The sequence below is a fragment of the Paramagnetospirillum magnetotacticum MS-1 genome (genome assembly GCF_000829825.1).
Classification (GTDB): Bacteria; Pseudomonadota; Alphaproteobacteria; order Rhodospirillales; family Magnetospirillaceae; genus Phaeospirillum; species Phaeospirillum magnetotacticum.
This window is the reverse complement of record NZ_JXSL01000030.1, coordinates 1,121,583-1,147,502: the sequence shown is the minus strand read 5'-3', so window position 1 is coordinate 1,147,502 and position 25,920 is coordinate 1,121,583. Positions and strand designations below refer to the sequence as shown.

General features: G+C 65.6%; 25 protein-coding genes. 17 read left to right on the top strand and 8 right to left on the bottom strand.

Annotation, left to right across the window (positions count from 1 at the left end):
- The first annotated feature begins 12 nt into the window (after nt 1-12).
- Complete coding sequence (locus CCC_RS17960; RefSeq protein WP_009869929.1) at nt 13-945, top strand: diacylglycerol/lipid kinase family protein; 933 nt, start codon at nt 13-15, stop codon at nt 943-945.
- Nucleotides 946-960: 15 nt separating this feature from the next.
- Here the strand turns inward: CCC_RS17960 and CCC_RS17955 are convergent, their stop codons facing one another.
- Entirely contained in the window at nt 961-1,326 is a 366-nt protein-coding gene (locus tag CCC_RS17955; RefSeq protein ID WP_009869928.1) for a hypothetical protein, read from the bottom strand.
- A 77-nt stretch (nt 1,327-1,403) separates the two neighbouring features.
- Between CCC_RS17955 and CCC_RS17950 the strand changes: the two genes are divergently transcribed.
- Complete coding sequence (locus CCC_RS17950) at nt 1,404-2,987, top strand: SagB/ThcOx family dehydrogenase (protein WP_041042600.1); 1,584 nt, start codon at nt 1,404-1,406, stop codon at nt 2,985-2,987.
- 6 nt (nt 2,988-2,993) lie between these two features.
- Here the strand turns inward: CCC_RS17950 and CCC_RS17945 are convergent, their stop codons facing one another.
- Both CCC_RS17945 and CCC_RS17940 read right to left on the bottom strand, forming a co-directional pair.
- On the bottom strand, nt 2,994-3,404 hold the full coding sequence (locus CCC_RS17945; RefSeq protein ID WP_009869926.1) for a rhodanese-like domain-containing protein: 411 nt from the start codon (nt 3,402-3,404) through the stop codon (nt 2,994-2,996).
- Nucleotides 3,401-5,182: a potassium/proton antiporter gene (locus CCC_RS17940; protein WP_236686406.1), complete on the bottom strand. Its 1,782-nt coding sequence runs from the start codon at nt 5,180-5,182 to the stop codon at nt 3,401-3,403. The genes CCC_RS17945 and CCC_RS17940 overlap by 4 nt, the downstream gene beginning before the upstream one ends.
- 115 nt (nt 5,183-5,297) lie before the next feature.
- Here CCC_RS17940 and dapF point away from each other — a divergent pair, with 115 nt between their 5' ends.
- From dapF to ftsY, 3 genes are read left to right on the top strand one after another with little or no spacing between them, the layout of a single operon-like run.
- Entirely contained in the window at nt 5,298-6,152 is an 855-nt protein-coding gene (gene dapF, locus CCC_RS17935) for a diaminopimelate epimerase (protein ID WP_009869924.1), read from the top strand.
- A complete protein-coding gene (mtaB, locus tag CCC_RS17930; protein ID WP_009869923.1) occupies nt 6,149-7,405 on the top strand; it encodes a tRNA (N(6)-L-threonylcarbamoyladenosine(37)-C(2))-methylthiotransferase MtaB in 1,257 nt (418 codons plus the stop codon). Before dapF ends, mtaB begins: the two co-directional genes overlap by 4 nt.
- Complete coding sequence (gene ftsY, locus CCC_RS17925; RefSeq protein WP_009869922.1) at nt 7,402-8,394, top strand: signal recognition particle-docking protein FtsY; 993 nt, start codon at nt 7,402-7,404, stop codon at nt 8,392-8,394. Before mtaB ends, ftsY begins: the two co-directional genes overlap by 4 nt.
- A gap of 131 nt (nt 8,395-8,525) precedes the next feature.
- On the opposite strand, the gene xseA is transcribed toward ftsY, so the two are convergent.
- Nucleotides 8,526-10,034, bottom strand: a complete 1,509-nt coding sequence (gene xseA, locus CCC_RS17920) for an exodeoxyribonuclease VII large subunit (protein WP_041042257.1) — start codon at nt 10,032-10,034, stop codon at nt 8,526-8,528.
- A gap of 72 nt (nt 10,035-10,106) precedes the next feature.
- Here xseA and purD point away from each other — a divergent pair, with 72 nt between their 5' ends.
- Complete coding sequence (gene purD, locus CCC_RS17915) at nt 10,107-11,381, top strand: phosphoribosylamine--glycine ligase (RefSeq protein WP_041042255.1); 1,275 nt, start codon at nt 10,107-10,109, stop codon at nt 11,379-11,381.
- A gap of 18 nt (nt 11,382-11,399) precedes the next feature.
- Here the strand turns inward: purD and CCC_RS17910 are convergent, their stop codons facing one another.
- Nucleotides 11,400-11,801 carry a hypothetical protein gene (locus CCC_RS17910; RefSeq protein WP_152619798.1) on the bottom strand — a complete coding sequence of 134 codons (402 nt, stop codon included), beginning with the start codon at nt 11,799-11,801 and terminating at the stop codon, nt 11,400-11,402.
- A gap of 14 nt (nt 11,802-11,815) precedes the next feature.
- Complete coding sequence (locus CCC_RS21340) at nt 11,816-12,673, bottom strand: glucosaminidase domain-containing protein (protein WP_160295545.1); 858 nt, start codon at nt 12,671-12,673, stop codon at nt 11,816-11,818.
- Nucleotides 12,674-12,877: 204 nt separating this feature from the next.
- Here CCC_RS21340 and hyfB point away from each other — a divergent pair, with 204 nt between their 5' ends.
- The 6 genes from hyfB (at nt 12,878) to CCC_RS17875 (ending at nt 20,292) form a co-directional block, all read left to right on the top strand.
- Nucleotides 12,878-14,887 carry a hydrogenase 4 subunit B gene (gene hyfB / locus CCC_RS17900; RefSeq protein WP_041042252.1) on the top strand — a complete coding sequence of 670 codons (2,010 nt, stop codon included), beginning with the start codon at nt 12,878-12,880 and terminating at the stop codon, nt 14,885-14,887.
- A 151-nt stretch (nt 14,888-15,038) separates the two neighbouring features.
- Nucleotides 15,039-15,986, top strand: a complete 948-nt coding sequence (locus CCC_RS17895) for a respiratory chain complex I subunit 1 family protein (RefSeq protein ID WP_041042250.1) — start codon at nt 15,039-15,041, stop codon at nt 15,984-15,986.
- On the top strand, nt 15,986-16,648 hold the full coding sequence (locus CCC_RS17890) for a hydrogenase 4 membrane component (E) (protein WP_009869915.1): 663 nt from the start codon (nt 15,986-15,988) through the stop codon (nt 16,646-16,648). Before CCC_RS17895 ends, CCC_RS17890 begins: the two co-directional genes overlap by 1 nt.
- Nucleotides 16,648-18,138: a hydrogenase 4 subunit F gene (locus CCC_RS17885; RefSeq protein WP_009869914.1), complete on the top strand. Its 1,491-nt coding sequence runs from the start codon at nt 16,648-16,650 to the stop codon at nt 18,136-18,138. The genes CCC_RS17890 and CCC_RS17885 overlap by 1 nt, the downstream gene beginning before the upstream one ends.
- On the top strand, nt 18,135-19,655 hold the full coding sequence (locus tag CCC_RS17880; RefSeq protein WP_236686405.1) for a hydrogenase large subunit: 1,521 nt from the start codon (nt 18,135-18,137) through the stop codon (nt 19,653-19,655). Before CCC_RS17885 ends, CCC_RS17880 begins: the two co-directional genes overlap by 4 nt.
- A 94-nt stretch (nt 19,656-19,749) precedes the next feature.
- On the top strand, nt 19,750-20,292 hold the full coding sequence (locus CCC_RS17875) for an NADH-quinone oxidoreductase subunit B family protein (RefSeq protein WP_009869912.1): 543 nt from the start codon (nt 19,750-19,752) through the stop codon (nt 20,290-20,292).
- Between the two features lie 120 nt (nt 20,293-20,412).
- Here CCC_RS17875 and CCC_RS17870 read toward each other — a convergent pair whose 3' ends face one another.
- Together CCC_RS17870 and CCC_RS17865 are read right to left on the bottom strand one after the other, a co-directional pair.
- Nucleotides 20,413-20,655 (bottom strand): DUF1178 family protein, encoded by a 243-nt coding sequence (locus CCC_RS17870; protein ID WP_009869911.1) that lies wholly within the window; start codon nt 20,653-20,655, stop codon nt 20,413-20,415.
- Nucleotides 20,656-20,728: 73 nt separating this feature from the next.
- A complete protein-coding gene (locus CCC_RS17865; RefSeq protein WP_041042248.1) occupies nt 20,729-21,433 on the bottom strand; it encodes a DUF2076 domain-containing protein in 705 nt (234 codons plus the stop codon).
- A gap of 233 nt (nt 21,434-21,666) precedes the next feature.
- Between CCC_RS17865 and groES the strand changes: the two genes are divergently transcribed.
- The 5 genes from groES to CCC_RS17840 all read left to right on the top strand — a co-directional run bounded on the left by groES (nt 21,667) and on the right by CCC_RS17840 (nt 25,917).
- Entirely contained in the window at nt 21,667-21,954 is a 288-nt protein-coding gene (gene groES, locus CCC_RS17860; protein ID WP_008613804.1) for a co-chaperone GroES, read from the top strand.
- 28 nt (nt 21,955-21,982) lie between these two features.
- Nucleotides 21,983-23,641 carry a chaperonin GroEL gene (groL, locus tag CCC_RS17855; RefSeq protein WP_041042245.1) on the top strand — a complete coding sequence of 553 codons (1,659 nt, stop codon included), beginning with the start codon at nt 21,983-21,985 and terminating at the stop codon, nt 23,639-23,641.
- A gap of 154 nt (nt 23,642-23,795) precedes the next feature.
- The gene (gene coaBC / locus CCC_RS17850) at nt 23,796-25,001 is read left to right on the top strand and encodes a bifunctional phosphopantothenoylcysteine decarboxylase/phosphopantothenate--cysteine ligase CoaBC (protein WP_009869908.1); all 1,206 of its coding nucleotides are present in this window, start codon (nt 23,796-23,798) and stop codon (nt 24,999-25,001) included.
- Nucleotides 25,001-25,456, top strand: coding sequence for a dUTP diphosphatase (gene dut / locus CCC_RS17845; RefSeq protein ID WP_009869907.1), 456 nt, complete (start codon nt 25,001-25,003; stop codon nt 25,454-25,456). Before coaBC ends, dut begins: the two co-directional genes overlap by 1 nt.
- Nucleotides 25,457-25,461: 5 nt before the next feature.
- Nucleotides 25,462-25,917, top strand: coding sequence for an RrF2 family transcriptional regulator (locus CCC_RS17840; RefSeq protein WP_041042242.1), 456 nt, complete (start codon nt 25,462-25,464; stop codon nt 25,915-25,917).
- Nucleotides 25,918-25,920: the final 3 nt, after the last annotated feature.

Below are 25,920 nucleotides of genomic sequence, written 5' to 3'. Positions count from 1 at the left end.
TACACAGCCCCCATGACCGTCGATCTCGCTGCCTGCACGACCGCTACAGATCCCCTTGCCGCCATGGCGCCGCGGCGGATCTTGGTGATTCACAATCCCACCGCCGGGCGGCGGCGCATCCGGCAGTTGGAACAGGTGGTGGCCGCCGCCCAAGCCCTGGGGGCGAAGGTGACCTGCCGCGAGACGGGGCGCCGGGGCGATGCCGAAGACTTCGCCGCCCTGGCCAGCGCCGATGATTTCGATGCGGTGATCGCGGCGGGCGGCGACGGCACGGTCAACGAGGTTCTCAACGGCCTGGGCGCGGGGCGGCACAGTCTGGCGCTAGGCGTGATTCCGCTGGGCACCGCCAATGTTCTGGCCTGCGAGATCGGGCTTGATCCCGACGACGTGGATCTGGTGGCCCGCACGATTGCCTTCGGCCCGACGCGGCGCATCCATGTGGGGCTGGTCAACCGGCGGCGTTTCCTTTTGATGGCGGGCGCCGGTCTCGACGCTCATGTGGTGGAATGCGTCAGCACGGCCTTAAAGCGCCGCGCGGGCAAGCTGGCCTATGTGGTGGAAAGCCTGCGTCAGGCGGTGGGCTACGACTTCCCCAAATTGACCATCCGCGCCGATGGGGTGGAATACGAGGCCCGCATGGTGGTGGCCTGCAAGGGCCGCTTTTACGGCGGCCCCTTCATCGCCGCCCCCGACGCCGATCTGACCTCCCCCATGCTGGAATTGTGCATCCTGCCCAATGCGGGCATGGCGGGCATGTTGCGCTATGGTCTGGCCCTGCCGCTGGGCAAGTTGCCCGGACTGCCCGAAGTGCGGGTGGTCTCGGCCCGCAATATCCTGATCACCGGGCCGCGCGGCGCCCCGGTCCAGGGCGACGGCGACATCGTCGCCCGCCTGCCCGCCGAAATCTCCATCGCCGAAGAGACCGTGGACCTCATCTGCCCCTAATGGCGGCATGCGGTCCTAATCATCCAGGTCGTCGTGCTCCAGCGCCCGGCGGCGTTCTTCCGCCAGGGAATGCTGGCTGGCGAACTCACCCGCCATGTCCAGGATCAGGATGGCCCCGGCCAGCCGCCCCCAGGCCTCGGTCTGGTCGGGATTGCGCGGCCGCAGCCGGGCCCGCAGATCCACCAGCAGGCGCATCAGCGTCCGTCCCGGCATCAAGGCGATGGGAACATCGGGAAGCGCGGCGATGCCGAAAGCCTCCTGCACCGCTGAAAGTCCCGCGCGGATATAGTCCTGATCCCCCTGATCCAGGGGCAGGATGCGATCGGGGGTCTTGCGGACCAGCCGTTCACCGGCCAGATCGGTGGGAGGGGGAGCGGTCATAATTCACGGCACTCGGGGGTGTTACGGCCTGTATTCTTTCCAATATATGGTGTGCCGTGAAGTGGGGAAAGATGGGCATGAGCGAAGTTTTGGACCAGATTGCCGCCTATCACACCCGCACCAAGCATTTCAGCCGCCGCTACGCCCGTGGACCGGGATTTCTCGACTGGGAGACTCAGCCCGATCCATTCCGGTCCTTCGATGGCGCCCGACGGGTGGACCTACCGCTGCGCCTGGACGCCGAGACTCCGCCCCTCGCCGCACTGGAAGGGCGAGAACCCGCCCCCCTGACCCCCGACGGACTGGGCCTGTTCCTGGAACTGGCTTTGGGCCTGTCGGCCTGGAAGGAGGCGGGCGGCACCCGCTGGGCGCTACGCAACAATCCCAGCAGCGGCAACCTCCACCCCACCGAGGGGTGGGTGATCCTGCCGCCAGTGGACGGCGTCGGTGAGGGGCCAGGGCTTTATCACTACGCCCCGTTCCATCACGCCCTGGAAGAGCGCTGCCGGTTAGATGACCTTCCGTCCGCGTTGCCGGCCGGCGCTTTCTTGCTGGCGCTCTCCTCCATCCCCTGGCGGGAATCCTGGAAATACGGCGAGCGCGCCTATCGCTATTGCCAGCATGATTGCGGCCATGCCCTGGCCGCCGCATCCTATGCCGCCGCCTGCCTGGGCTGGCATCTGCGGGTCCTGACCGCGCCGGGCGACGAGCAATTGGCGGCGCTGCTGGGCCTGGAGCGCGCCGAGTCCTGCCATCGATACGAGCCGGAACATCCCGACCTGATCGCCGTTGTCTCACCCATCCCTCTGCCCGAGCCGGAATTACAGCCAGTGACGGGACACTGGACGGGCACGGCCAATGCGTTGAGTTCCGACCACGAGGTCTGGGAAGTGATCGGCCAGGCCCTGGCCCTATCGGAAAAGCCCGCCACCGCCCCCGCCGCGCCGCCGCCCTCGGTCGCCATGCCGCCCCTGGGGGGAAGCTCCGAGCCCACCGGGTCCATCATCCGCCGCCGCCGCAGCGCCCAGGCCATGGACGGCGTCACCGGCATGGGGCTGGACGCCTTTACGCGCCTGCTGGCCGCCACTTTGGCCGATCAGGGGAGAGTGCCCTGGCGGTCTTGGCCATGGGCTTCGCGTCTGTCGCTGATTCTGTTCGTTCACCGGGTGGAGGGACTGACGCCAGGCCTTTACGCCCTGATCCGCGACCCGCAATCCCTGGACCGGCTACGGGCCGATTGCCATACTCATTTCCTCTGGGAGAAGTCCGTCTCCAACCTGCCGCTCTTCCGCCTTGCCGAGGGGGATTTCACCTGGGCGGCCACCGAACTGTCCTGCACCCAGAACATCGCCGGACGCGGCGCCTTCAGCCTGGGCATGCTGGCCGATTTCACGCGCAGTCTGGCCGAGGACGGGGCCTGGGCCTATCGCCGCCTGTTCTGGGAAGCCGGGATGATCGGCCAGGTTCTCTATCTGGAAGCCACCGCCGCGGGCCTGTCGGGCACCGGCATCGGCTGCTACCACGATGACGAGGTGCACGACCTGCTGGGCCTGACGCCCGGCGGCGGGAACTGGCAGTCCCTCTACCACTTCACCGTAGGCGGCGCGGTGGAGGACCAGCGCATCTCCACCCTTCCGGCCTATGGACATCTGAAGCGTTGATGGGGATCACCCCGCCTTCTTGTGCTCGGGCTTCGGGCCCACCGGCCCGCCCGCTTCCTTCCAGCCCTTGAACCCGCCCTCCACATGGGCGACGGGGGCCAGGCCCATATCCTGCACCGCCTTTGTCGCCAGGGCCGAACGCCAGGCCGACTGGCAGTAGAAGACGAAGCGTTTGGCCTGGCCGAACACGTCCTTGTAATAGGGGCTGGTGGGATCGACCCAGAATTCCAGCATGCCGCGCGGCGCGTGGAAAGCGCCGGGGATCATGCCTTCACGCTCCAACTCGCGCACGTCGCGGATATCGACGAAGACCACGCCGGGATCGCCGTGAAGGGCGATGGCGTCCTGGGTGCCGATGGTGGTGATCAGGGCATTGGCCTCGTCGATCAGCTGACGGTGCGTCTTGATCAGGGTCATGTGGTTTTCCTCATCCAGCGTTTGAGCATTGCCTTCAATTCGGTGCGGCTTTGAAAGACCGGCAGCCGGGGGGCGTCGATACGGGTGGGCTCCACCGCCAGCCCGATCTCGGAGATCCGGTCGTCCCAATCCAGGGCCCGCACGATCAGTTCCACCTCGCCCAGGGCGGCGCGGTCGCCAATGCCCGGCTCGTGCCCCAGTTCGCGCACCAGCCAATTGGCCGCCGACATGTCGTAATCGGCCTCATCCACTGGCAGGCCGTAAAGCAGGGCCAGATCCTTCATATGGGCGCCGGGTTCCAGGGCGAAATCGCCGAAGAAGCGCGAATCGGCTTCGGCCGCCGGAGCCGCCGAGGCGAAGAGCCGGTCCAGATGGGGCACCCGCTCGGGCCGGGCGAACAGAAAGACCGTGTCGCCAGGCTTCAACCCCTTGGCGGCATGGTTGGAATAGGACTTCTTGTCCCTGACCACCAGGGAAGGTTCGGCCCAGCGGGGCAGGCGATGACCGCGCGCCACCAGGGAATCGGCCACGATGCGGTACGACACCAGTTCGTGGCGCGCGCCGGGAATTTCCAATTCCATGCGTTCCACCGGGCCGATGCGCTTTGGCACGATCTGGCTGAGAAAGCGGGCCACCGCGCCGATGGTCCAGCCCTGCAGACCAAGGCTGAGCAGCACCACCAGGAAGGCCAGGATGAAATAGTCCCGTCCATGGGGCAGCCCCACCACCATGGGCACGATGGACAGCAGGACCGAGACCGAACCGCGTAATCCCACCCAGGCGACGAAGGCCGTTTCATTGCGGTTGAAGCCGTAGGGAAACAGGCAGATCCAGGCGGCCAGGGGCCGCGCCACGAAGATCAGCACGGCGGCCACCATCAAGGACTGCCAGGCGAAAGCCGGAAATTCCGAGGGCGTCGCCAACAGACCCAAGGTCAGGAACATGACGATCTGGGCCAGCCAGGTCAGCCCGTCTTGAAAGCGGCGCATGGTCTCGGGCGCATTGATGCGGGCATTGCCCGCCACCAGCCCAGCGATATAGACCGCCAGAAAGCCGCTGCCGTGCAGTTCTTCCGTCGCGGCGAACAGCACCATGGCCAGGCTGATGGCTGCCAGGGGCTGCAATCCCCGCTCGAAGCCCATCTTGTTGACCGCCAGCACGATCAGTCCGCCGCCGAACATGCCAGCGGCAGCGCCGATGCCGAATTTGGTGATGAACTCCATGCCGATGGACACCGGCGAGATGGGGCCCTTGGCCACCAAAAGCCCCACCAGGGCCATGGTCAGGAAGATGGCCATGGGGTCGTTGCTGCCCGATTCCACTTCCAGGGTCGAACGCACGCGGTCGCGCACATGGATGCCGCCGACGCGCAGCAGGAAGAACACCGCCGCCGCATCGGTGGAACTGAGAATGGCGCCCATCAACCCCGCTTCCAGCCAGTCGAAGCCCAGCAGATAATGCACCGGCACAGCCACCACGGCGGTCGTCACCACCACACCGCCCGTGGCCATGGCCATGGCGGGCCACAAGGCGGCGCGGAAGGCCTTGAGGCTGGTGTGAAAGCCCGAATCGAACAGAATGATGGCCAGTGCGATGCTGCCGATCATATAGGCGGCCCGCACATCGTCGAACTTGATGCGGCCCAGGCCGTTTTCGCCCGCCACCAGCCCGACGCATAAAAACACCAGCAGCAGCGGCGCGCCGATGCGAAACGATAGCAGGCTGGAGAAGATGCTGAGCGCCACAAGCCCCGAGACGATCAGGATGGCGAAATTCATGGACTCGATCATTCCCCTAGGATAGGGACCGGTGCCGCCCACGACAACCTGCCATGTGTGGTAAAACCTTGCGCAATGCTGGACTTGAGGCGCCCAGGCCCCATATAACGCCATCATGAGCGAGAGAGCCTGGCCATTCCTGAAGATGCACGGTCTGGGGAACGACTTCGTCGTCCTCGATGCCCGCGCGCATGCCATTGACCTGACCCCCGAACGGGTGCGCGCCATCGCCTCGCGCGGCACCGGGGTGGGCTGCGACCAGTTGGTGGTGATGACCCAGGCCACCGATTCTTGCGCCGACGCCCAGATGCTGATCTACAACGCCGATGGCTCGGAAGTGGCGGCCTGCGGCAATGCGTCGCGCTGCGTCGCCTGGCTCTTGATGAAGGAAATCGCCGCCGACAAGGTGGTGTTCCAGACCAAGGCCGGGCTGCTGGACGCCGAATCGCGCGGCCCCCATCAGGTGGCCGTGGATATGGGACCGGCGCGGCTGGACTGGCGCGAGATCCCTTTGGCCGAGGCCATGGACACCTTGCATCTGGGCATTACCGCCGGGCCGCTTTCCGATCCGGTGGGGGTCAGTATGGGCAATCCCCATGCGGTATTTTTCGTAGACGACGCCGAGGCGGTGCCCCTTGCCCAATTGGGCCGGGGGCTAGAGCACCACGCCCTGTTCCCCGAACGCGCCAATATCGAGGTGGCCCAGGTCCTCAGCCCCCCCGATGCGGACATGGGCCGCATCCGCATGCGGGTGTGGGAGCGCAGCGCGGGCATCACCATGGCCTGCGGCACCGGCGCCTGCGCCACATTGGTGGCCGCCGCCCGGCGCGGCCTTAGCCCCCGCAAGGCCGAGATCATCCTGGACGGCGGCTCGCTCACCATCGAATGGCTGAAGGACGGCCATGTGCTGATGACCGGCCCGGTGGCCGTGGCCTTTACCGGGGTGCTGGATTCCAGCCTGCTTCCATGAATACCAAGCCGCCAGAGGTCCTGACCTTCGGTTGCCGACTCAATGCCTATGAGTCCGAGGTGATGAAGGAGCATGCGCGGGCCACGGAAAGCGGCGTGGAGACGGTCATCGTCAACACCTGCGCGGTCACAGCCGAGGCCGAGCGTCAGGCGCGCCAGGCCATCCGCAAGATCAGGCGCGAGCGCCCCAACGCCCGCATCGTGGTCACCGGCTGCGCCGCCCAGGCCCATCCAGAGACCTTCGACGCCATGCCGGAGATCGACCAGATCCTCGGCAATGCCGAGAAGATGCAGCCCGGCATCTTCGCCGAACCGCCCGCCCAACGCATCGTGGTGGGCGACATCATGGAGGTGCGCGAAGTCGCCTCCCATCTGGTCTCGGGCTTCGAAGGCCGGGCGCGGGCCTTTGTCGAAGTGCAGCAGGGCTGCGACCACCGCTGCACCTTCTGCATCATCCCCTTCGGGCGCGGCCCCAACCGCTCGGTGCCCATGGGCCGCATCGTCGAGCAGATCAAGGAACTGGTGGCGGGCGGCTTCAACGAAGTCGTTCTGACCGGCGTGGACGTCACCGCCTATGGCGCCGATCTGCCGGGCAAGCCGGGGCTAGGGCAACTGGTGCGCCGCCTGCTGGCCGCATTGCCGGAGCTTCCCCGTCTGCGCCTGTCGTCGCTCGACCCCGTCGAGGTGGACGAGGAATTGCTGACCGCCATGGCGTCCGAGCCGCGCCTGCTGCCCCATTTCCATCTGTCGGTTCAGGCGGGCGACGACACGATTCTAAAGCGCATGAAACGCCGCCATCTCAGGAGCGACGTTATCGCCCTGGCGGCGCGCATACGTGCGCTTCGCCCCGATGCGGTGCTGGGCGCCGACATCATCGCAGGCTTTCCCACCGAGGACGAGGCGATGTTCGGCCGTTCCCTGGAACTGGTGGATGAGGCGGGGCTCACCCATCTGCACGTCTTCCCCTTCTCGGCGCGGCCCGGTACCCCTGCGGCCCGCATGCCCAAGGTCAAGGGCGACGTGGTCAAGGAGCGCGCCGCCCGCCTGCGCGCCAAAGGCGCCGCCGCCATGGAAGCCTTCCTCGCGACCCGGATCGGAAGCGAGGAAAGCGTTCTGATCGAAAAAGACGGTAAGGGCCATTCCGCCCATTACCTTCCCGTGCGGGTGGCGGGTTGCACGGCAGAGCCGGGAACGATATTGAACGTGCGCATCACCTCGGTGGAGGGGGATGAGCTGGTGGGGGAGTTGGCATGAGCATCTTCGGTTTCGGCAAGAAGAAGGACGCGGCTCCCGCACCCGCTCCCGATCCCGTCCCCGCCGAGGAAACCGCCTCCTGGTTCGGCCGCCTCAAATCCGGTCTCGCCAAGTCGTCGTCCAAGCTGACCCAGGGCCTGGGCGACCTGTTCACCAAGCGCAAGCTGGATGACGAGGCGCTGGAAGACTTGGAAGACCTGCTGATCACCGCCGATCTGGGGGTCGCCACCGCTGCCCGCGTCACCAAGCATCTGGCCAAGACCCGCTTCGGCCAGGATGTCACCTCCGACGAGATCAAGGCGACCCTGGCCGAGGAGATCACCCGCATCCTGGCCCCCGTGGCCCGGCCCCTGGCGATCGACCCCAATCGCAAGCCCCATGTGGTGCTGGTGGTCGGCGTCAATGGCTCGGGCAAGACCACCACCATCGGCAAGATGGCCAAGACCTACAAGGATGCGGGTCTGTCCGTCACCTTGGCGGCGGGCGACACCTTCCGCGCCGCTGCCGTCGAGCAGTTGAAGGTCTGGGGCGAGCGCACCAACTGCCCCGTCATCGCGCGCGAAACCGGTGCCGATGCCGCGGGCCTCGCCTATGACGCCGTCGAGCAATCGCGGGCCAGGGGTGACGATCTGCTGTTCATCGACACCGCCGGGCGGCTGCAGAACAAGGCCGATCTCATGGCCGAACTGGCCAAGCTGGTGCGCTCCATCAAGAAGGTGGACGAGACCGCGCCCCATTCGGTGCTGCTGGTCCTCGACGCCACGGTGGGCCAGAACGCCCATTCCCAGGTGGAAATCTTCAAGGACATGGTGGCCGTCTCCGGCCTGGTCCTGACCAAGCTGGACGGCACCGCCAGGGGCGGCGTTCTGGTGGCGCTCGCCGAAAAATTCGGCCTGCCGGTCCATGCCATCGGTGTCGGCGAAAAGGCCGAGGATTTGCGGCCCTTCGAGGCAGACGCCTTCGCCAAGTCCCTGGTGGGGATGGAATAGGACGCTTTTGGCCAATTTTCACCACGAAGGCGCTAAGACACGAAGGAACACGAAGAAGAGGAAATCTCTTCTCGTTCCTTCATCCCTTCGTGCCTTCGTGTTTCAATTCACCGTTTCAGCAAGATAATCGCCTAAAGCAGAGACCCCTGCCGACCATCAGGCGTCGTCGGCTTGCGATGAGGCTTGGGCGCTGGCGGCACAGAACTGCCCTCGACCCGCACACCCACCTTGCCATCGGCGAACTCAACGGCCAGGGCCGTGCCCGGCTTGGCGGCCTCCACCGAGGTGACCGGCACGCCGTGTTCGTCCCTGACCACGGCGAAGCCGCGCTCCAGGACCTTGCGGTAGGAGAAGCTTTCCAGCAACTGACCCGCATGGGCGACGCGCTTGGCTTTTTCGTCCAGCAAACGCGGCAGGGCCTGGATCAGGCGGGCGGCCGACTGCTCCAACTGAAGCGAGCGGCGCTCATTGGCGGCACGCTCAGCCGCCGTCACCGTCTTCATGGCATGGTCGAGGCGGGTGGACAGCGCCGCCAGCCTGTGCCCCGCCTCGGCCAGTTGTTCGCGCGGATGGCGCAGCCGGGCGGCCAGACGGTCCAACTCGGCGCGGCGGCGCTCCAGCAGCAGGCGCGGCGCGTTGTGCAATCGCTCGGCCCGCTCGTCCAGACGCCTGGCGCAATCCTCCATCACCCGGCGGGGATGGGGCAGCGCCCGGAAGGTATGGCCCAGGCGATTGCGCCGTTCCTCCAGCCCGCGCTGCATGGCGCCGATCATCCGCGACCCCATCTCGGCCACGGTGGCGACCAGTTCGGCACGCACCGGGACCGCCTTCTCGGCGGCGGCGGTGGGCGTGGGGGCGCGCAGATCGGAGGCGAAGTCGATCAGCGTGGTATCGGTCTCGTGCCCCACCGCCGAGATCAGCGGAATCGCGGATTGGGCGGCGGCGCGCACCACGATTTCCTCGTTGAAGGCCATCAGGTCTTCCAGCGAACCGCCGCCCCTGGCCACGATCAGCACATCGGGGCGCGGCACCGCACCACCGGGCTCCAGGGCATTGAAGCCCCGGATGGCGGCGGCCACCTGGGCTGCCGCGCCGTCTCCTTGCACCGCCACCGGCCACAGCAGGACACGGCGGGGAAAACGCTCGGCCAGACGATGAAGGATATCGCGGATCACCGCGCCGGTGGGCGAGGTGACCACCCCGATCACCTCGGGCAGGAAGGGAATGGGGCGTTTCTTGGCCGTATCGAACAGCCCCTCGGCCATCAACCGCTTCTTGCGGTCCTCCAGCATCTTCAGCAGGGCGCCCTGGCCCGCCAGTTCCATGCGCTCGACCACCATCTGGTATTTGGAGCGTCCGGGATAGGTGGTCAGACGCCCGGTGGCCACCACCTCCATGCCGTCCTCTGGCCCAATGGAAAGCTTGCCCGCCGATCCACGCCAGCACACCGCGTCCAGCACCGCATCGGCATCCTTCAAGGCGAAATAGAGGTGCCCCGACGAATGGCGCTTGAACCCCGATATCTCGCCTCTGACGCGGACGAAGGAGAATGCGTCCTCCACGGTCTTGCGCAAGGAACCGGACAGTTCCGAGACCGAATATTCCGGGACGTTGGATGGGGCGGGGCGCTCTTCGTTCATGGCGGGATGATGGCCTTTTGCAATCACGGGCGGAAGTGCTAAAACGCCGCCAATCGAGTGACGGAGGCGGACATGAAGGTTCTGGTGGTCGGTTCGGGCGGGCGCGAGCATGCGCTGTGCTGGAAGCTCAAGTCCTCGCCCCTGCTCACCAGGCTGTGGTGCGCGCCGGGCAATGCCGGGATCGCCGATTCCGCCGAATGCGTCGCCATCGGGGCGGAGAAGGTGGACGAGCTTCTGGCCTTCGCCAAGGCCAATGCCGTGGATCTGGTGGTGGTGGGGCCTGAGGCGCCCCTCGTCCTCGGCCTCGCCGACAAGTGCCGTGCCGCCGGGATCAAGGTCTTCGGCCCCTCGGCGGCAGCCGCCGAACTCGAGGGCTCCAAAGGCTTCATGAAGGATGTGGCGGCCAAGGCCGGCATCCCCACCGCCTGGTATGGCCGCTTCACCAACATGGAGAAGGCCAAGGACTTCATCCGCCAAAAGGGCGCCCCCATCGTGGTCAAGACCGATGGGCTGGCAGCCGGCAAGGGCGTGGTGGTGGCCATGACTCTCGAGGAGGCGCTTTCCGCCGTCGACATGATGATGGGCGAGCGTGTCTTTGGTGACGCGGGCAACGAACTGGTCATCGAGGAGTTCCTGGACGGCGAGGAATGCTCGTTCTTCGCGCTGTGCGACGGAAGCACGGCGCTGCCCCTGGTGGCCGCCCAGGACCACAAGCGGGTGGGCGACGGCGATACCGGCCCCAATACGGGCGGCATGGGCGCCTATTCCCCCGCCCCCGTGGTCACCGATGCCATCCAGGCTGAGATCATGGAGCGCTCCATCCTACCCCTGGTCAAGACCATGGCCGAGATGGGCAAGCCCTATACCGGCGTGCTGTTCGCCGGAATCATGGTGACGTCGGCCGGGCCGAAGCTGCTGGAATACAATGTGCGCTTCGGCGATCCCGAATGTCAGGTCCTGATGGCGCGCCTCGACTCCGATCTGCTGCCGGTGCTGGCGGCGGGTGCCGAGGGCAAGCTGGCGGGCGTCAACCTCCAATGGTCCGACGATGTCGCCCTGGTGGTGGTCATGGCCGCCAAGGGCTATCCCGGCACTTACGAGAAGAACACGGTGATCGGCGGTCTGGACCGCGCGGCCCAGGTCGAAGGCGTCACGGTGCTGCACGCCGGAACCGCGCTGAAGGATGGCCAGGTGGTCGCCACTGGCGGCCGGGTGCTGGGCATCACCGCCAAGGGCGCCACGGTGGCCGAAGCGCGCGAACGCGCCTACAAGGCGGTGGACGCGCTGGACTGGCCGGGCGGCTTCTGCCGCCGCGACATCGCCTGGCGGGCCCTTGCCCGCGATTAGAGCCGCCGTCGCGGTCGTTTATCCCACATCGCAACCGGGATAGCGGTCGCGCAATTCCTGGTACCGCTTGGCTTCATCGGCGGTGAAGCGCTTGCGGATGACGGCCTGAGCCTTGCGCAGGGCTGGCGTGTTGAAGCGCTTGCCGCAGTCCCACATATCCCACACGTCGCCGGTCCAGGGGTTGACGGCAAAAAAGCCGAAAGTGACCGAGCCCTCTCTTTCGGAATCTGGATTAACACCTTGAAAAATATAAAATCCACTCCTTGGCGACAATTCGCCCTCGAAGCTTCCTCCCGTATTGGAGAGGGCCAGCGATGCCAGCATCGCGGCCTCCTCCTTCCCAACTTTTATCGCGGCATCCTGGGCGAAAGCCGCGTTGACGCACACGAGAAACAATACCGCCCAGGGTAAAATCGACACTCGCTGACCCCTTGTCATGATGCGCCCCGCCGCCTCGCCAATCGATTCTTGAAGCCTGTGATTGTGCCTGCGACGCCACCAACATAGCTCGGCACTTTCGAACCATCCCTGTTTATGCCAAATAGCCCGGCATTCTGAAGCCTTTTTGCAAACTCTCGCGGATCTTGGACCCCTTGAACAAGATGCCCAAATTTGTCGGCAAAGGCGTTCGCAGAAGCCGCATAATCTGGGTATTTTGCCACCTTCACAGCCCCATCGGTGGTGAGGAGATACCCGGACGCATGGGGGTCATCCTTATTGTAATGCAGTCCGAAGTAGTTGTTTCCTTCTGCCGCAAAGCGGCCATTTATGCCCCAGCCTCCCTCAAGTGCTGACAGTCCGAGAATATTCTCGACAGGAACGTTCAGCCGGTCCGCCACCTTTTGAGCGTCGGCGAGATGCTCGTCCGCAAATCTTTCCTTCATGGCCGGAGTAATCTCCTGCCGATCTCCTATGGCGCTCCCGCCACTGGACGCGACAGGAATGCGGGAGTTAAGCAGCCCCCGCATGGTGCCGGGCGACGAACCGCCACTTCTTTCGTGCGCCGCGACTTCCACCACCTGGCCATTGACGGTGCGGGTGTAGCTGCGGACCCGGATGGTGCCGTCGGCGACCTTGGTTCCATCGGAGGCATAGATATGCCCGTCGGCTCCCTGGTGCCGGTCCAGTTGGTCGGTGTGGTCGCCGCGCAAGGCGTCGTCGGGGTAAAGGGTGGCGAAGCCTTTCGACACCATATCGCGCCACGACTTGTATTCCGGGTGGCGGGAATTGGTGTAGCGCGGATCGGTCATCGCCGTCTTGAGGTTGCCCTCGGTGAGGGGAAGGGTGGACATGGCTGATCTCCTTGGACAAAAGAAAACGCCCGGAGCCTTATCCGGGCTCCGGGCGGCCTTGCGCCCGCCCTCTTGGGTGGTTATGATTCTGGCCTCCTCGCCATAAGACGAGATGATGAGGGCCGGAAAACCGGCCCCGCGCACGGGGGATTCACGGGAGGCGATGACCATGTCCTGCGACAGAGCCCAGGGGCCGCACAGCCGATGCTGATTGCCGCCGCCCTTTCCGCGCTTCTTGCCCTCGCCGTGCTTGGCGTGGCGGCTGGTGCGGAAATGTGGCGGCACAGAATGGTCTATTTCTGCTGCATGATTGCTTCCCTGGCCCTGCTGGCCGGAGGGATCAAGCATCTGGGCCAGACGCCCGGCACCGGCCCGGCCATCATCCTGCCCATCGGCCTGCCTTGGCTGGCCGCCCATTTCCGCCTGGACAACCTGTCGGCCCTGTTCATGGTGGTGGTCAATCTGGCCAGTGCCGCGGCTTCAGCCTATGGCATCGGCTATTGCTCGCATCTGCCCGAGCCGCGTCGGGTGACGCCCTTCTATCCCCTGTTCCTGTTCGGCATGAACACGGTTCTGATCGCCGATGACGCCTTCATGTTCCTGGTGGCCTGGGAGTTCATGTCACTGTCGTCCTGGCTTCTGGTCCTCGCCGACCACAAGAATGCCGAGAACCGCCGCGCCGCCTTCGTCTATCTGGTGATGGCCTGTTTCGGCACCTTTTGCCTGCTGACCTGTTTCGGCCTGATGGCCGGGGGCGAGGGGGCCTATTCCTTCTCCGCCATGCGCGCCGCCAAACTGGACGGTATCGCCGGATTCCTGGTGGTGCTGCTGGCCTTGCTGGGCGCTGGGTCCAAGGCCGGCCTGGTGCCGCTGCACGCCTGGCTGCCGCTGGCCCATCCGGCGGCGCCCAGCCATGTCTCCGCCCTGATGAGCGGCGTGATGACCAAGGTGGCGCTCTACGGCCTGATCCGCATCCTGTTCGACCTGCACGGCCATGTGAACTGGGCCTGGGGCGCGGCCATGATGGTCATCGGCGGCATCACCGCGGTGATGGGCGTGCTTTACGCCATCTTGCAAGACGACCTGAAGAAGCTGCTGGCCTATTCCACGGTGGAGAATATCGGCGTGGTGGTGATCGGCCTGGGCCTGGCCATCGCCTTCAAGGGCAGCGGCGAGAAGACCCTGGCCGCCCTGGCCCTGGTGGCCGGGCTTTACCACATCGTCAACCATTCCATCTTCAAGACCCTGTGGTTCCTGTCGGCGGGCGCGGTGATCACCGCCACCGGCGAGCGCGACCTGGGCAAGCTGGGGGGGCTGACCAAACGCATGCCCTGGAACGGCGTCGCCGCCCTGGTGGGCGCCATCGCCATCTCGGCCCTGCCGCCCTTGAACGGCTTCGTCTCGGAATGGCTGATCTTCCAGTCCCTGTTCAAGGGGCCGAGCCTGCCCCATTGGGCCATGAAGTTCGGCGTGCCGGTGGTGGGCGCCATGCTGGCCCTGGCCGCCGCCCTGGCCGCCGCCTGCTTCGTGCGTGCCTATGGCATCGCCTTTTTGGGCAGGCCCCGCTCGGAGGCCGCCGCCCAGGCCCATCAGGTCCCCGCCACCATGCGCTGGACCGTGGCCCTGCTGGCCGTGCTGTGCGTGGTGCTGGGCGCCATTCCGGTGACCATCACCGACGCCCTGTCCCATGTTGTGACGCCCCTGACCGGGGTAAGCTTCGCCGTCTCCGCCGATCTGGGCTGGCCGTGGCTGAGCCCTGTCAGTTCCACCCGCGGATCTTATTCCGGCACGGTTCTGGTGATGACCGGGGCGGGCCTGTGCGCCATCACCTTGCTGCTGGTGCACGGCTTTGGCACCACCAGGGTGCGGCGCGCCGACGCCTGGGATTGCGGCCATAAGGAAAGCATCCCGGAAAGCCAGTATACCGGGCAAAGCTTCTCGCAGCCGCTGCGGCGCGTCTTCTGCGCCTCCATCTTCGCCGCCCGGGAAAGCGTCGACATGCCCGATCCCGGCGACAACCGTCCGGCGGAGATGAAGGTCCGCATCATCGATCCCATCTGGGTCGGGCTTTACGCCGGAATCGGCCGGGTGGTGGATTTCATCGCCGATCTGGTCAACCGCATCCAGTATCTGACCGTGCGGCGCTATCTGCTGATGATGTTCGCCACTTTGGTCTTCATGCTGCTGATCGTCGCGGTGAGGCAAAATCAATGAGCGAGACGACGGCAGAATATCTGACCGGTCATCCCGACGACCATCGGGAGGAGGGATCTCGTCCTGGCGCGACGGTTCAGAACCGGCACCGTCCTGCCAAGCGGAGATTCTTCGCTTTCGCTCGGGATCACAGGCCGAGGAGAACGGCCCCATGAGCGCCATCCTCTGGCAATTGCTGCAGATCATCCTGGTGGTGGCCATCAGCCCGCTGATCACCGGCTGGGTGCGGCTGGTCAAGTCGCGGCTGAACGGGCGTATCGGCGCCTCGCCCTTCCAGCCCTATCGCGATATCTACCGGCTTTTGCAGAAAGAAGCCGTGGTCGCCCATTCCGCCTCCTGGGTGTTCCGAGTCGCGCCTTATGTCACTTTCGGCGCGGTATGGCTGGCCGCAAGCATCGTGCCCGCCTTCACTACCCATCTCTTCCTGGCCCAGGCCGCCGATCTGATCGCCCTGGTGGCGCTGTTGGGCGTGGCGCGGTTCTGGACGGCCCTGGCGGGCATGGATGTGGGGACCAGCTTCGGCGGGTTGGGGGCCAGCCGCGAGATGATGATTTCCAGTCTGGCCGAACCGGCCATGCTGATGGTCACCTTCTCCCTGTCGCTGATATCGGGGACCACGGCGCCCGCCCAGATCATCGCCTTCGTCCTGTCGGGCGGCGTGGGTATCGAAGTGTCGCTGGGTCTGGCGCTGGCCGCCCTGGTGATGGTGGCTATCGCCGAGAACGGCCGCATCCCCATCGACAATCCCGCCACCCATCTGGAACTGACCATGGTGCATGAGGCCATGGTGCTGGAATATTCCGGCCGCCATCTGGCCCTGATGGAGGGTGCGGGCATGGTGCGCCTCACCTTGTTCATGGCGCTGATCGGCGGCCTCTTCGCGCCTTGGGGCATGGCCCAGTCCGAGGGCGGCGCCCTGGCTTTAGCCGTCGGGCTGGCCGCCTTCCTGGCCAAGTGCTTTGTCCTGGCCACGGCTTTGGGCGTGTTCGAGACCTCCATCGCCAAGATGCGGGTATTCCGCTATGCCGATTTCTTAGGGGGAGCCCTGCTGCTGGGCCTGTTGGCCACCATCTTCCTCTATGTGTCGGAGGCGGTGTGATGGGCGCGCAGATTTCCTATGATATCGCCCATCTGATCGGCGCCACGGTGCTGATGGCCGGATTCCAGCTTCTGTACCAGCGCCGCCTGTTCGCCGTGCTCAACACCTTCGCCTTCCAGGCCCTGGCCCTGGCGGCGGCGGCGGCGTGGCAGGCCCATATCCAGCACGCGCCGCATCTTTACGTCACCGCCGGTATCGCCCTGGTGTTCAAGGCGATCATCGTGCCCATCGCGCTGCACTGGCTGGTGGAGCAGTTGGGCATCCATAAGAACGTCGAGACCGCCATGTCCATCGGCTGGACCATGATGGCCGGGGTCGCCCTGGTGACGCTGTCCATCCTTCTGGTCCTGCCCGTTACCGCCAATGCGGCGGCGCTCACGCGGGAAAGCCTGGCTCTGGCCATGAGCGTGGTCCTGCTGGGCCTCCTCATGATGATCACCCGGCACAATGCCGTCACCCAGGTGGTGGGTTTCATGGCGTTGGAGAACGGATTGATCCTGGCCGCCGTGTCGGCCAAGGGCATGCCCCTGGTGGTGGAGATCTCGGTGGCCTTCTCGGTGCTGGTGGCCATGACCTTGTTCGGCATCTTCTTCTTTCGCATCCGAGAGCGCTTTGACACCTTGGACCTGGCCGATCTGGAAACCCACCGGGGGGACCGCTGATGTTCGGCATAGTCTCCATGCTTCCCGGCTTCGACAATCCGCTGCTGTGGATTTTGGGCGTGCCCTTGGGCTCGGCGGGATTCCTGGCGGTGCTGAAGGACTGGCGGGTGGCGGCCTGGGTCAATGTGCTGGCCTCCGTCATCACGTTTGGCTCATCCCTGATGCTGATCCATGTGCGGCCCGAGCCGACGCGGCTGCTGTTCATCGATGATTTCAACGTCTATCTGGTGGTGCTGACCGCCTTCGTGGGGCTGAGCACTTCGATCTTCTCGGCGGCCTATATCGCGCGCGAAAGCGAGGCGCAGCGTCTCTCCGACCTGCATCTGCGCTTCTACCACTCCATGTACCAGGCCTTTCTGTTCACCATGCTGCTGGCCTTGTGCGCCAATAATACCGGCGTGATGTGGGTGGCGGTGGAGGCGGCGACGCTGACCACCGTGCTGATGGTCAGCCTCTATCGCACGCGCGAAGCCATCGAGGCGGCGTGGAAATACTTCATCCTGTGCTCGGTGGGCATTGGCCTCGCCCTGTTCGGCACCACATTGGTCTATCTGGCCGCCCAGCCGGTGATGGGCGACGGCGCCGACGCCATGGCCTGGACCCTGATGATCAAGCAGGCCCATCGCTTCCAGCCTGATCTGTTGAATCTGGCCTTCGTCTTCGTGCTGGTGGGCTATGGCACCAAGGTGGGCCTCGCGCCCCTGCATGCCTGGCTGCCCGATGCCCATGCGGAAGGTCCCACCCCCATCTCGGCGGTGCTGTCGGGCCTGCTGCTCAATGTGGCGCTCTATGCCCTGCTGCGCTTCAAGATGGTTATCGCCGCCAACGGAGCCACGCTGACGCCGGGGCCGCTGCTGATCGTCATGGGGCTGTCGAGTCTGTTCCTGTCGGCCTTCATGCTGTACCGCAGGGGCGACATCAAACGCCTCTTCGCCTATTCCTCCATCGAGCATATGGGGGTGATCACCTTCGCCTTCGGCATGGGCGGCGCGGTGGCGAATTTTGCCGGTCTGCTGCACATGACCATGCATTCCCTGACCAAGTCGGCCATCTTCTTCGCGGTCGGCATCATCAGCCAGAATCTGGGCACCAAGCGCATCGCCTCCATCAAGGGCCTCACCCAGTCCCATCCGGTTCTGGGCTGGGGCTTCGTCCTGGCGGTGCTGGCCATCGCCGGCCTGCCCCCCATGGGGGTGTTCATGAGCGAGTTCCTGGTGCTGAGCTCCACCTTCGCCCGCGCTCCGCTGCTGGCCATTCCGCTGGCCATCGGGCTGCTGCTGGCTTTCGGCGCCCTGGTGGCCCGCCTGCAAGGCATGGCCTTCGGCGAGCCGCCGCCCCACGCCCACGCCCACGGCCATGCCGGGCCGCTGTCCATGGCCCTGGCGCTGACCCCCCTTTGGGTCCATATGCTGCTGGTCTTGGTGGCGGGGCTGTATCTGCCCAAGGAACTGGTGGCCTGGTTCCAAAGCGTGGCGAGGATCCTGGGATGATGGGCGACGTCACCCTGCTGGAGTTTCTCAGCCTCGGCCAGCGGGTCGAGGGGCACCGGCCATGGCCGCGCTTCGTCCTTGATCTCAGAGGCTGGCGCCTGCTCATCGACCGCCTGCGGGTGGCGGAATGGTCGGTGATGGCCCAATGGGCCGAGCGCGACCACATCCATGTGGCGCTGAGGGACGAGACCAGCGGCGATATCGCCGTGGCGTCCCATTACTGCGACGACCGCCGCTTTCCCGCCCTAGGCAATGTGCGGCCCGGCGTCATCCGCATCGAGCGCGCCATCCACGACGTCTGGGGCCTGACCCCGGTGGGGCTGGAGGACCGGCGTCCCTGGCTCGATCATGGGCGCTGGCCGAGCCGCATGCCGCTGGCCGCCCAGCCCATGGCGCCGCCCTCCCAGCCCGATGGCTATTCCTTTCTCCAGGCCGTCGGCGAAGGCCTGCACCAGATTCCCGTGGGACCGGTCCATGCCGGAGTGATCGAGCCGGGACATTTCCGCTTTCATTGCCAGGGCGAGGCGGTGGTCCGGCTGGAAGAGCGTCTGGGCTATCAGCACAAGGGCATCGAGGGATTGCTGCAAGGCGCCCCCTTGGACAAGGCCCAGCGTATCGCCGCCAGGGTGTCGGGCGATTCCACCGTGGCCTATTCCCTGGCCTTTGCCCGCGCGGTCGAGGCGGCCACGGGCTGCGAGGTTCCGCCCCGCGCCCACTGGGTCCGGGGTTTGATGGCCGAGATGGAGCGGGTGGCCAACCACGTCTTCGATATCGGCGCGGTCTGCAACGACGCCGCCTTCGCGGTAATGCTGTCCCATATGGGCGTGCTGCGCGAAAAGATCCTGCGCGCCAACGACGCCCTGTTCGGCCATCGCCTCAACATGGACCGCATCGTGCCAGGCGGCGTTGACCGCGACCTGTCCGAGGAGGGGGCCGAGGCGCTGAAGCATCTGTTGTACGGCTTCGGCAAGATGCTCGCCAAAGGTTACAAGCTCTACGAGAACACGCCGTCGCTGTCGGACCGCACCGTATCCACCGGCATCGTCCAGACCTCCCTGATTCACCGCTTCGGCGCGGGCGGTTTTGTGGGGCGGGCTTCGGGGCGCGGTCAGGATACCCGCGAGACGCCCAGCTATCCGCCCTATGACAAGCTTGACATGACCGTGCCGGTCCTCACCGAAGGCGACGTCAACGCCCGTGTTCTGGTCCGTTTCGCCGAGGCCAAGGAATCGCTGCACCTCATCAACCGTATCCTGCATGAAATGCCCGAAGGCGCCTTCCGCGTTCCGGTCCCCGAAGTGGCGGGTGAAGGCCTGGGCGTGGTTGAAAGCTTCCGGGGCGAGGTGGTGGTCTGGCTGCGCATCAGCGCTGGCCATGTGGTGGAGCGCTGCCACACCCACGACCCGTCATGGTTCCAGTGGCCCCTTCTCGAGGCCGCCATCGAGGGCAACATCGTCGCCGACTTTCCGTTGTGCAACAAGTCGTTCAACTGCTCCTACTCAGGGCATGACCTATGATTGACCCTCGCCGGGCGCTCGCCTCCGCTCGCTTGGCCGCCGCCTCAATGGCGGCTGGAGGCCGGCGCGCCCCCATGACTGAAGGCGCCCCGGCATGATCCCGCCCATCGCCAAAATGCTGGCCCGCCATCTGCTCAAGGGCCCACACACCATGAAGGACGCTCCGCGTCCCGATCCCGACGGCGTCGCCGAACTGGCCGAGGCGCTGGGGCGGCGCGCCAGGGCAAGACTGGGTCGTTCCCTGTCCATCCGCGAGGTTGATGCGGGGTCGTGCAATGGCTGCGAGCTGGAGATTCACGCCGTCAACCACCCCATCTACGACCTGGAGCGTTTCGGCATCCGCTTTGTCGCCAGCCCGCGCCACGCCGATGTGCTGCTGGTCACCGGGCCGGTGACGCGCAACATGGAAGAGGCCCTGCGGCGCACGGTCGAAGCCACGCCCGAGCCCCGCTGGATCGTCGCCATGGGCGATTGCGGGAAGGACGGCGGCTGCTTCGCCGGGTCCTATGCGGTGGTGGGGGGAGTCTCCGACGTGGTGCCAGTGGACCTGCACATCCCCGGTTGCCCGCCCAGCCCGCGCCAAATTCTGGCCGGACTGCTGGCCCTGCTGGATGCGGCGGACGGCAGGTTAGGGTAGCAGGGCCTTGCCCCGGACCCCACCGGGAGGAAAACCTCCCGGACCCTCCTCTATTTTTGAAAATAAAGGGGGTTTGGGGCATCGCCCCAAATGGGTGCGGGCGATAGCCCGATTATGCCCTCAATGCTGTCCCGCCATGGGGCAGCCACCGCAGCCCATGGGCGTGCCGCAAGACGGCGGCGGCGTGGCCGCCGCGCGAGCCTTACCCACATTGGGGGCCATGATGGCCTTGCCCACCTCCTTGTCGCCGCATTCGGGACAGGAGAGCGCGCCCGCATCCTTCTTGGTGTCGTAATCGCCGCTGTTGTCGAACCACTCCTCGAAGTGGTGGTCGTGGGAACAGCGGAGCGTGTAGAGGATCATGTCGGGCTCTCGATAACAAGGAAACCGCCCCCGTTATAAGGGAGCGGTTTCCGCCGTTGCAATGGTATTGCGTCTAGAAACTGTCGTCGCCACCGCCCACGTCGTAGCCGGGGTCGAAATCGGCATAGCCCTGGTCGTCGGCGATGGAAGTGTCATAGCCGACCTGGGGCGCCTCGCCACCGGCTGGCGGAGTCTGCGAGCCGTAGTAATTGTTGATGGTGGTGTTCTCGGTGATGGTCTCCGAAGTGGGCTGGCCGCCGCCGCCCCAGGGCGAACCGCCCGCATGGCCGCCCGCGAACATGGAGGAGATGCCGTTGGCCAGCAGCATGCCGCCCGCCACGCCCACCGCCGCGCCCGCCGCCGTGCGCAGAAAACTGCCGCCCGCCGAGGGCTGCCCGCCCCAGGGAGAGGGCTGGGCATATTGCTGCTGGGGAGGGGGCGCGTATTGCTGTTGCTGGACCTGCTGCTGCGGGGGCTGGGTGCTGGGCACCGAGCCGCGTCCGCCGCCCCAGGGATTGCCCGGCTGACCAAAGCCGCCGCCACCACCTTGTTGCGACCGTCCGGCCAGCTGAGCCTCGAGATCGCGGATGCGGGCCTCGTTCTCCTTGATGGCCATTTCCTGCACCACCACCGCCTCCACCAGATTATAGGCGGAATCGGGCACGGCGCGCATGCGCTCGAGAATCAGGGCCTCGGCCTCGCGATCCTTGTTGCCGCCCGCCAGTTTGGCCAGACGGTCGAACACGCTTAGAATCAGGTCACGTTCAGAGGGAGTCATGGATCTTCATCCCGTACAAGAAACCGGTGCCCACTATGTAAGGGCAATTTGCGGCAAGTCCATGGCAGAATTTTATCATTACAAATCATTAAGTTGGCCGACCGCGCCCGGAAATTTCACCTGATCTTGCTTGACTCTCTCCCAGACCCCCCCTAGATGGTTGGCACTCGTCGCCGGAGAGTGCTAACAGCGCCCCGGCTGGATCGAAGCGTCTTACGGAGGTTAATTCCAAAATGAAGTTCAGACCGCTCCATGATCGCGTGCTGGTGAAGCGCCTCGACGCGGAAGAGAAGACCGCTGGCGGCATCATCATCCCCGACACCGCCAAGGAAAAGCCCATGCAGGGTGAAGTCGTGGCCGTCGGCTCCGGCACCCGTGGCGATGACGGCAAGCTGGTCGCTCTCGACGTCAAGGCCGGTGATCGCGTGCTGTTCGGCAAGTGGTCCGGCACCGAGGTCAAGATCGACGGCGTCGATCTGCTGATCATGAAGGAATCCGACATTCTCGGCATTCTCGCCTAACCCAAGAATTCTATAGAGGTTAAGACAAATGGCTGCCAAGGAAGTCAAGTTCTCCACCGACGCCCGCACCCGTATGCTGCGCGGCGTCGACATTCTCGCCGATGCGGTGAAGGTCACTTTGGGCCCCAAGGGCCGTAACGTTGTGATCGAGAAGTCGTTCGGCGCTCCGCGCATCACCAAGGACGGCGTCACCGTCGCCAAGGAGATCGAGCTGGCCGACAAGTTCGAGAACATGGGCGCCCAGATGGTGCGCGAAGTGGCCTCGAAGACCGCCGATCTGGCCGGTGACGGCACCACCACCGCCACCGTTCTGGCCCAGGCCATCGTCCGCGAGGGCGTCAAGGCTGTCGCCGCTGGCCTCAATCCGATGGATCTGAAGCGCGGCGTCGATCTGGCCGTGGCCGCCGTGGTCGCCGACGTCAAGTCGCGCTCGCGCAAGGTCGCCACCAATGCCGAGATCGCCCAGGTCGGCACCATCTCCGCCAATGGCGAGAAGGAAATCGGCGACATGATCGCCAAGGCCATGGAAAAGGTCGGCAACGAGGGTGTCATCACCGTCGAGGAAGCCAAGGGCCTGGACACCGAGCTGGACGTGGTCGAGGGCATGCAGTTCGACCGTGGCTATACCAGCCCGTATTTCGTGACCAATGCCGAGAAGATGACCGTCGAGCTGGATAACCCCTATATCCTGCTGCACGAGAAGAAGCTGTCGGGTCTGCAGCCCCTGCTGCCGGTGCTCGAGCAGGTGGTCCAGTCGGGCCGTCCGCTGGTGATCATCGCCGAGGATATCGAGGGCGAGGCCCTGGCCACCCTGGTGGTCAACAAGCTGCGCGGCGGCCTGAAGGTCGCGGCCGTGAAGGCTCCGGGCTTCGGCGATCGCCGCAAGGCCATGCTGGAAGACATCGCCATCCTGACCGGTGGCCAGGTCATCAGCGAAGACCTGGGCATCAAGCTGGAAAGCGTCAACCTGGAGATGCTGGGCACGTCCAAGCGCATCACCATCACCAAGGAAGACACCACCATCGTCGACGGCTCGGGCGACAAGTCCGCCATCGACGCCCGCTGCAAGCAGATCCGCGCGCAGGTCGAGGAAACCACCTCGGACTACGACCGCGAGAAGCTGCAGGAGCGTCTGGCCAAGCTGGCTGGCGGCGTGGCCGTCATCAAGGTCGGCGGCGCCTCCGAGATCGAGGTGAAGGAGCGCAAGGATCGCGTCGATGACGCCCTGCACGCCACCCGCGCCGCGGTCGAGGAAGGCATCATCCCGGGCGGCGGCGTCGCCCTGCTGCATGCCGTCAAGGCCCTGGAAGGCCTGAAGTCCGGCAATGCCGATCAGGAAGTCGGCATCAGCATCGTGCGTCGCGCCCTGCAGGCCCCCGTGCGTCAGATCGCCGAAAACGCCGGTCATGACGGCGCCGTGGTTGCTGGCAAGATCGGCGAGTCCAAGGATCTGGCCTTCGGCTTCGACGCTCAGACCGGCGTCTATACCGACATGATCAAGGCCGGCATCATCGACCCGACCAAGGTCGTGCGTACCGCCCTGCAGGACGCCGCTTCGGTGGCCGGTCTGCTGATCACCACCGAAGCCATGATCGCCGAGCGTCCCAAGAAGGACGCCGGTGGCATGCCCGGCGGCGACATGGGCGGCATGGGCGGCATGGGTGGCATGGGCGGCATGGACTTCTAAGTCCCGCCAACCAACGCTTACCTGCGTTAAAGGAAACCCCTCTCCCGGCAACGGGAGGGGGTTTTTCTTTTGGGCCGACTCCCCCCTTGCACCCCCGCCCCGCACCCGCTACGCTTAACCACACAACGCCACCGTATTTTTTTGAGGCTTCACAGTGCTGGATGGCAGGCGGGTTCTTCTCATCATCTCGGGCGGCATCGCCGCCTATAAGTCGCTGGAGCTGATCCGCCGCCTCAAGGACCGGGGCTGTTCGGTGCGCAGCATCCTGACCAAGGGCGGGGCCAATTTCGTGACGCCGCTTTCCGTCGCGGCGCTTTCGGGCGACAAGGTCTATCAGGAGACCTTCTCGCTGACCGACGAGGCCGAGATGGGCCATATCCGCCTATCGCGCGAGGCCGATCTGGTTGTGGTCGCGCCCGCCACCGCCAATCTCCTGGCCAAGATGGCGGCCGGTATCGCCGATGATCTGGCCTCGACCGCGCTACTGGCCACCGACAAACCGGTCCTGGTGGCGCCCGCCATGAACACCATGATGTGGGAGCATCCCGCCACAAGGGCCAACATGGCGACGCTGGAAGCGCGCGGCGTGACGCGTATCGGCCCTGGCGCTGGGGATCTGGCCTGCGGCGAGGTGGGTGCGGGCCGCATGGCCGAACCCGCCGAGATCCTGGCCGCCATCGAATCCCAGCTCTCCGACGGCCCCTTGAAGGGGGTGAAGGCCATCGTCACCAGCGGCCCGACCCGTGAGGCCATCGACCCGGTGCGCTTCATCGCCAACCGTTCCTCGGGCAAGCAGGGCCACGCCATCGCCTCGGCCCTGGCGGCGCTGGGCGCCGAGGTCACCCTGGTCAGCGGCCCCGTATCCATTCCCGATCCAACCGGCCTCGCCGTGGTCAAGGTGGAAAGCGCCGTGCAGATGCTGAACGCGGTGCGGTCCCGCCTGCCCGCCCATGTGGTGGTCTGCGCGGCGGCCGTGGCCGACTGGACGGTGGCCAACCGCGCAACCGAGAAGCGCAAGAAAAAGGTGGGCGACCCGCCGCCCACCATCGAACTGACTCCCAATCCCGATATCCTGATGACCGTCTCCAAGGCCGAAGGCCCCTTGCGCCCCACTCTGGTGGTGGGCTTCGCCGCCGAGACGGAAAAGCTGATGGAACACGCCGCCGACAAGCTGGCGCGAAAGGGCTGCGACTGGATCGTCGCCAACGATGTGTCCGAGGGAACCGGCACATTCGGCGGCGACGCCAATACGGTGCATGTCTTAGATAGCGACGGAGTCGAATCCTGGCCCGCCATGGGCAAGGAGGAGGTGGCGCGCAAACTGGCCGAACGCATCGCCAAGGCCTTGGGGAAAGCATGATGGCCGAAGTTCTGATAAAGCGCCTGGACCACGCCGCCGACCTGCCCCTGCCCGCCTATGAGACGGCGCATGCGGCGGGCATGGACCTGATGGCCTGTCTTCCCGCCGATATCCTGATGGCGCCGGGCGAGCGCGCCCTGGTTCCCACCGGCTTTTCCATCGCCCTGCCCGAGGGTTATGAGGCGCAGGTGCGGCCCCGGTCGGGACTGGCCATCAAACACGGCATCACCGTGCTGAACGCGCCAGGCACCATCGACGCCGATTACCGCGGCGAGGTGGGCGTGATCCTCATCAATCTGGGCCAGACCGCCTTCGCCATTTCGCGCGGCATGCGCATCGCCCAGATGGTGATCGCCCCCGTGGCGCGGGCCGTCTGGCGCGAGACGGACAGTTTGGACGACACCCAAAGGGGGACCGGGGGCTTTGGCTCCACGGGAACGGGAAAGAAGGGCTAGACCACATGCTTCGGCCTTCCAAGAAAATGCTGTTCGCCATCGAGGCGGTTCTCGACATCGCCTATCACGCTGGCGGCGAACCGGTGCAAAGCCGCGAGATCACACGCCGCCAGGGCATTCCGCGCCGCTATCTGGAACAGACCCTGCAGCAGATGGTCCGGGCCGGTATCCTGGTGGGCGTGCGCGGGCCCCGGGGCGGCTATCGCCTGGCCCGCGAGCGCCGCCGCATTTCGGTGGGCGAGGTGGTCCGCGTTGTCCGCGCCCTGGAAACCGCCGAGGATCCTTATCAGGACATGCCCGCCTCGGAACTGGGCAAGCAGGTCATCCGCCCCATGTGGGGCGATCTCACCGAGGAAATCATGGCCCGCCTGGACGCCATCTCCATCGACGAGCTGTGCATGCGCGCCTACAAGGACGGCATCCCCAGCGAGGCGCATCAGAAGTTGGACTTCATCATCTAACCT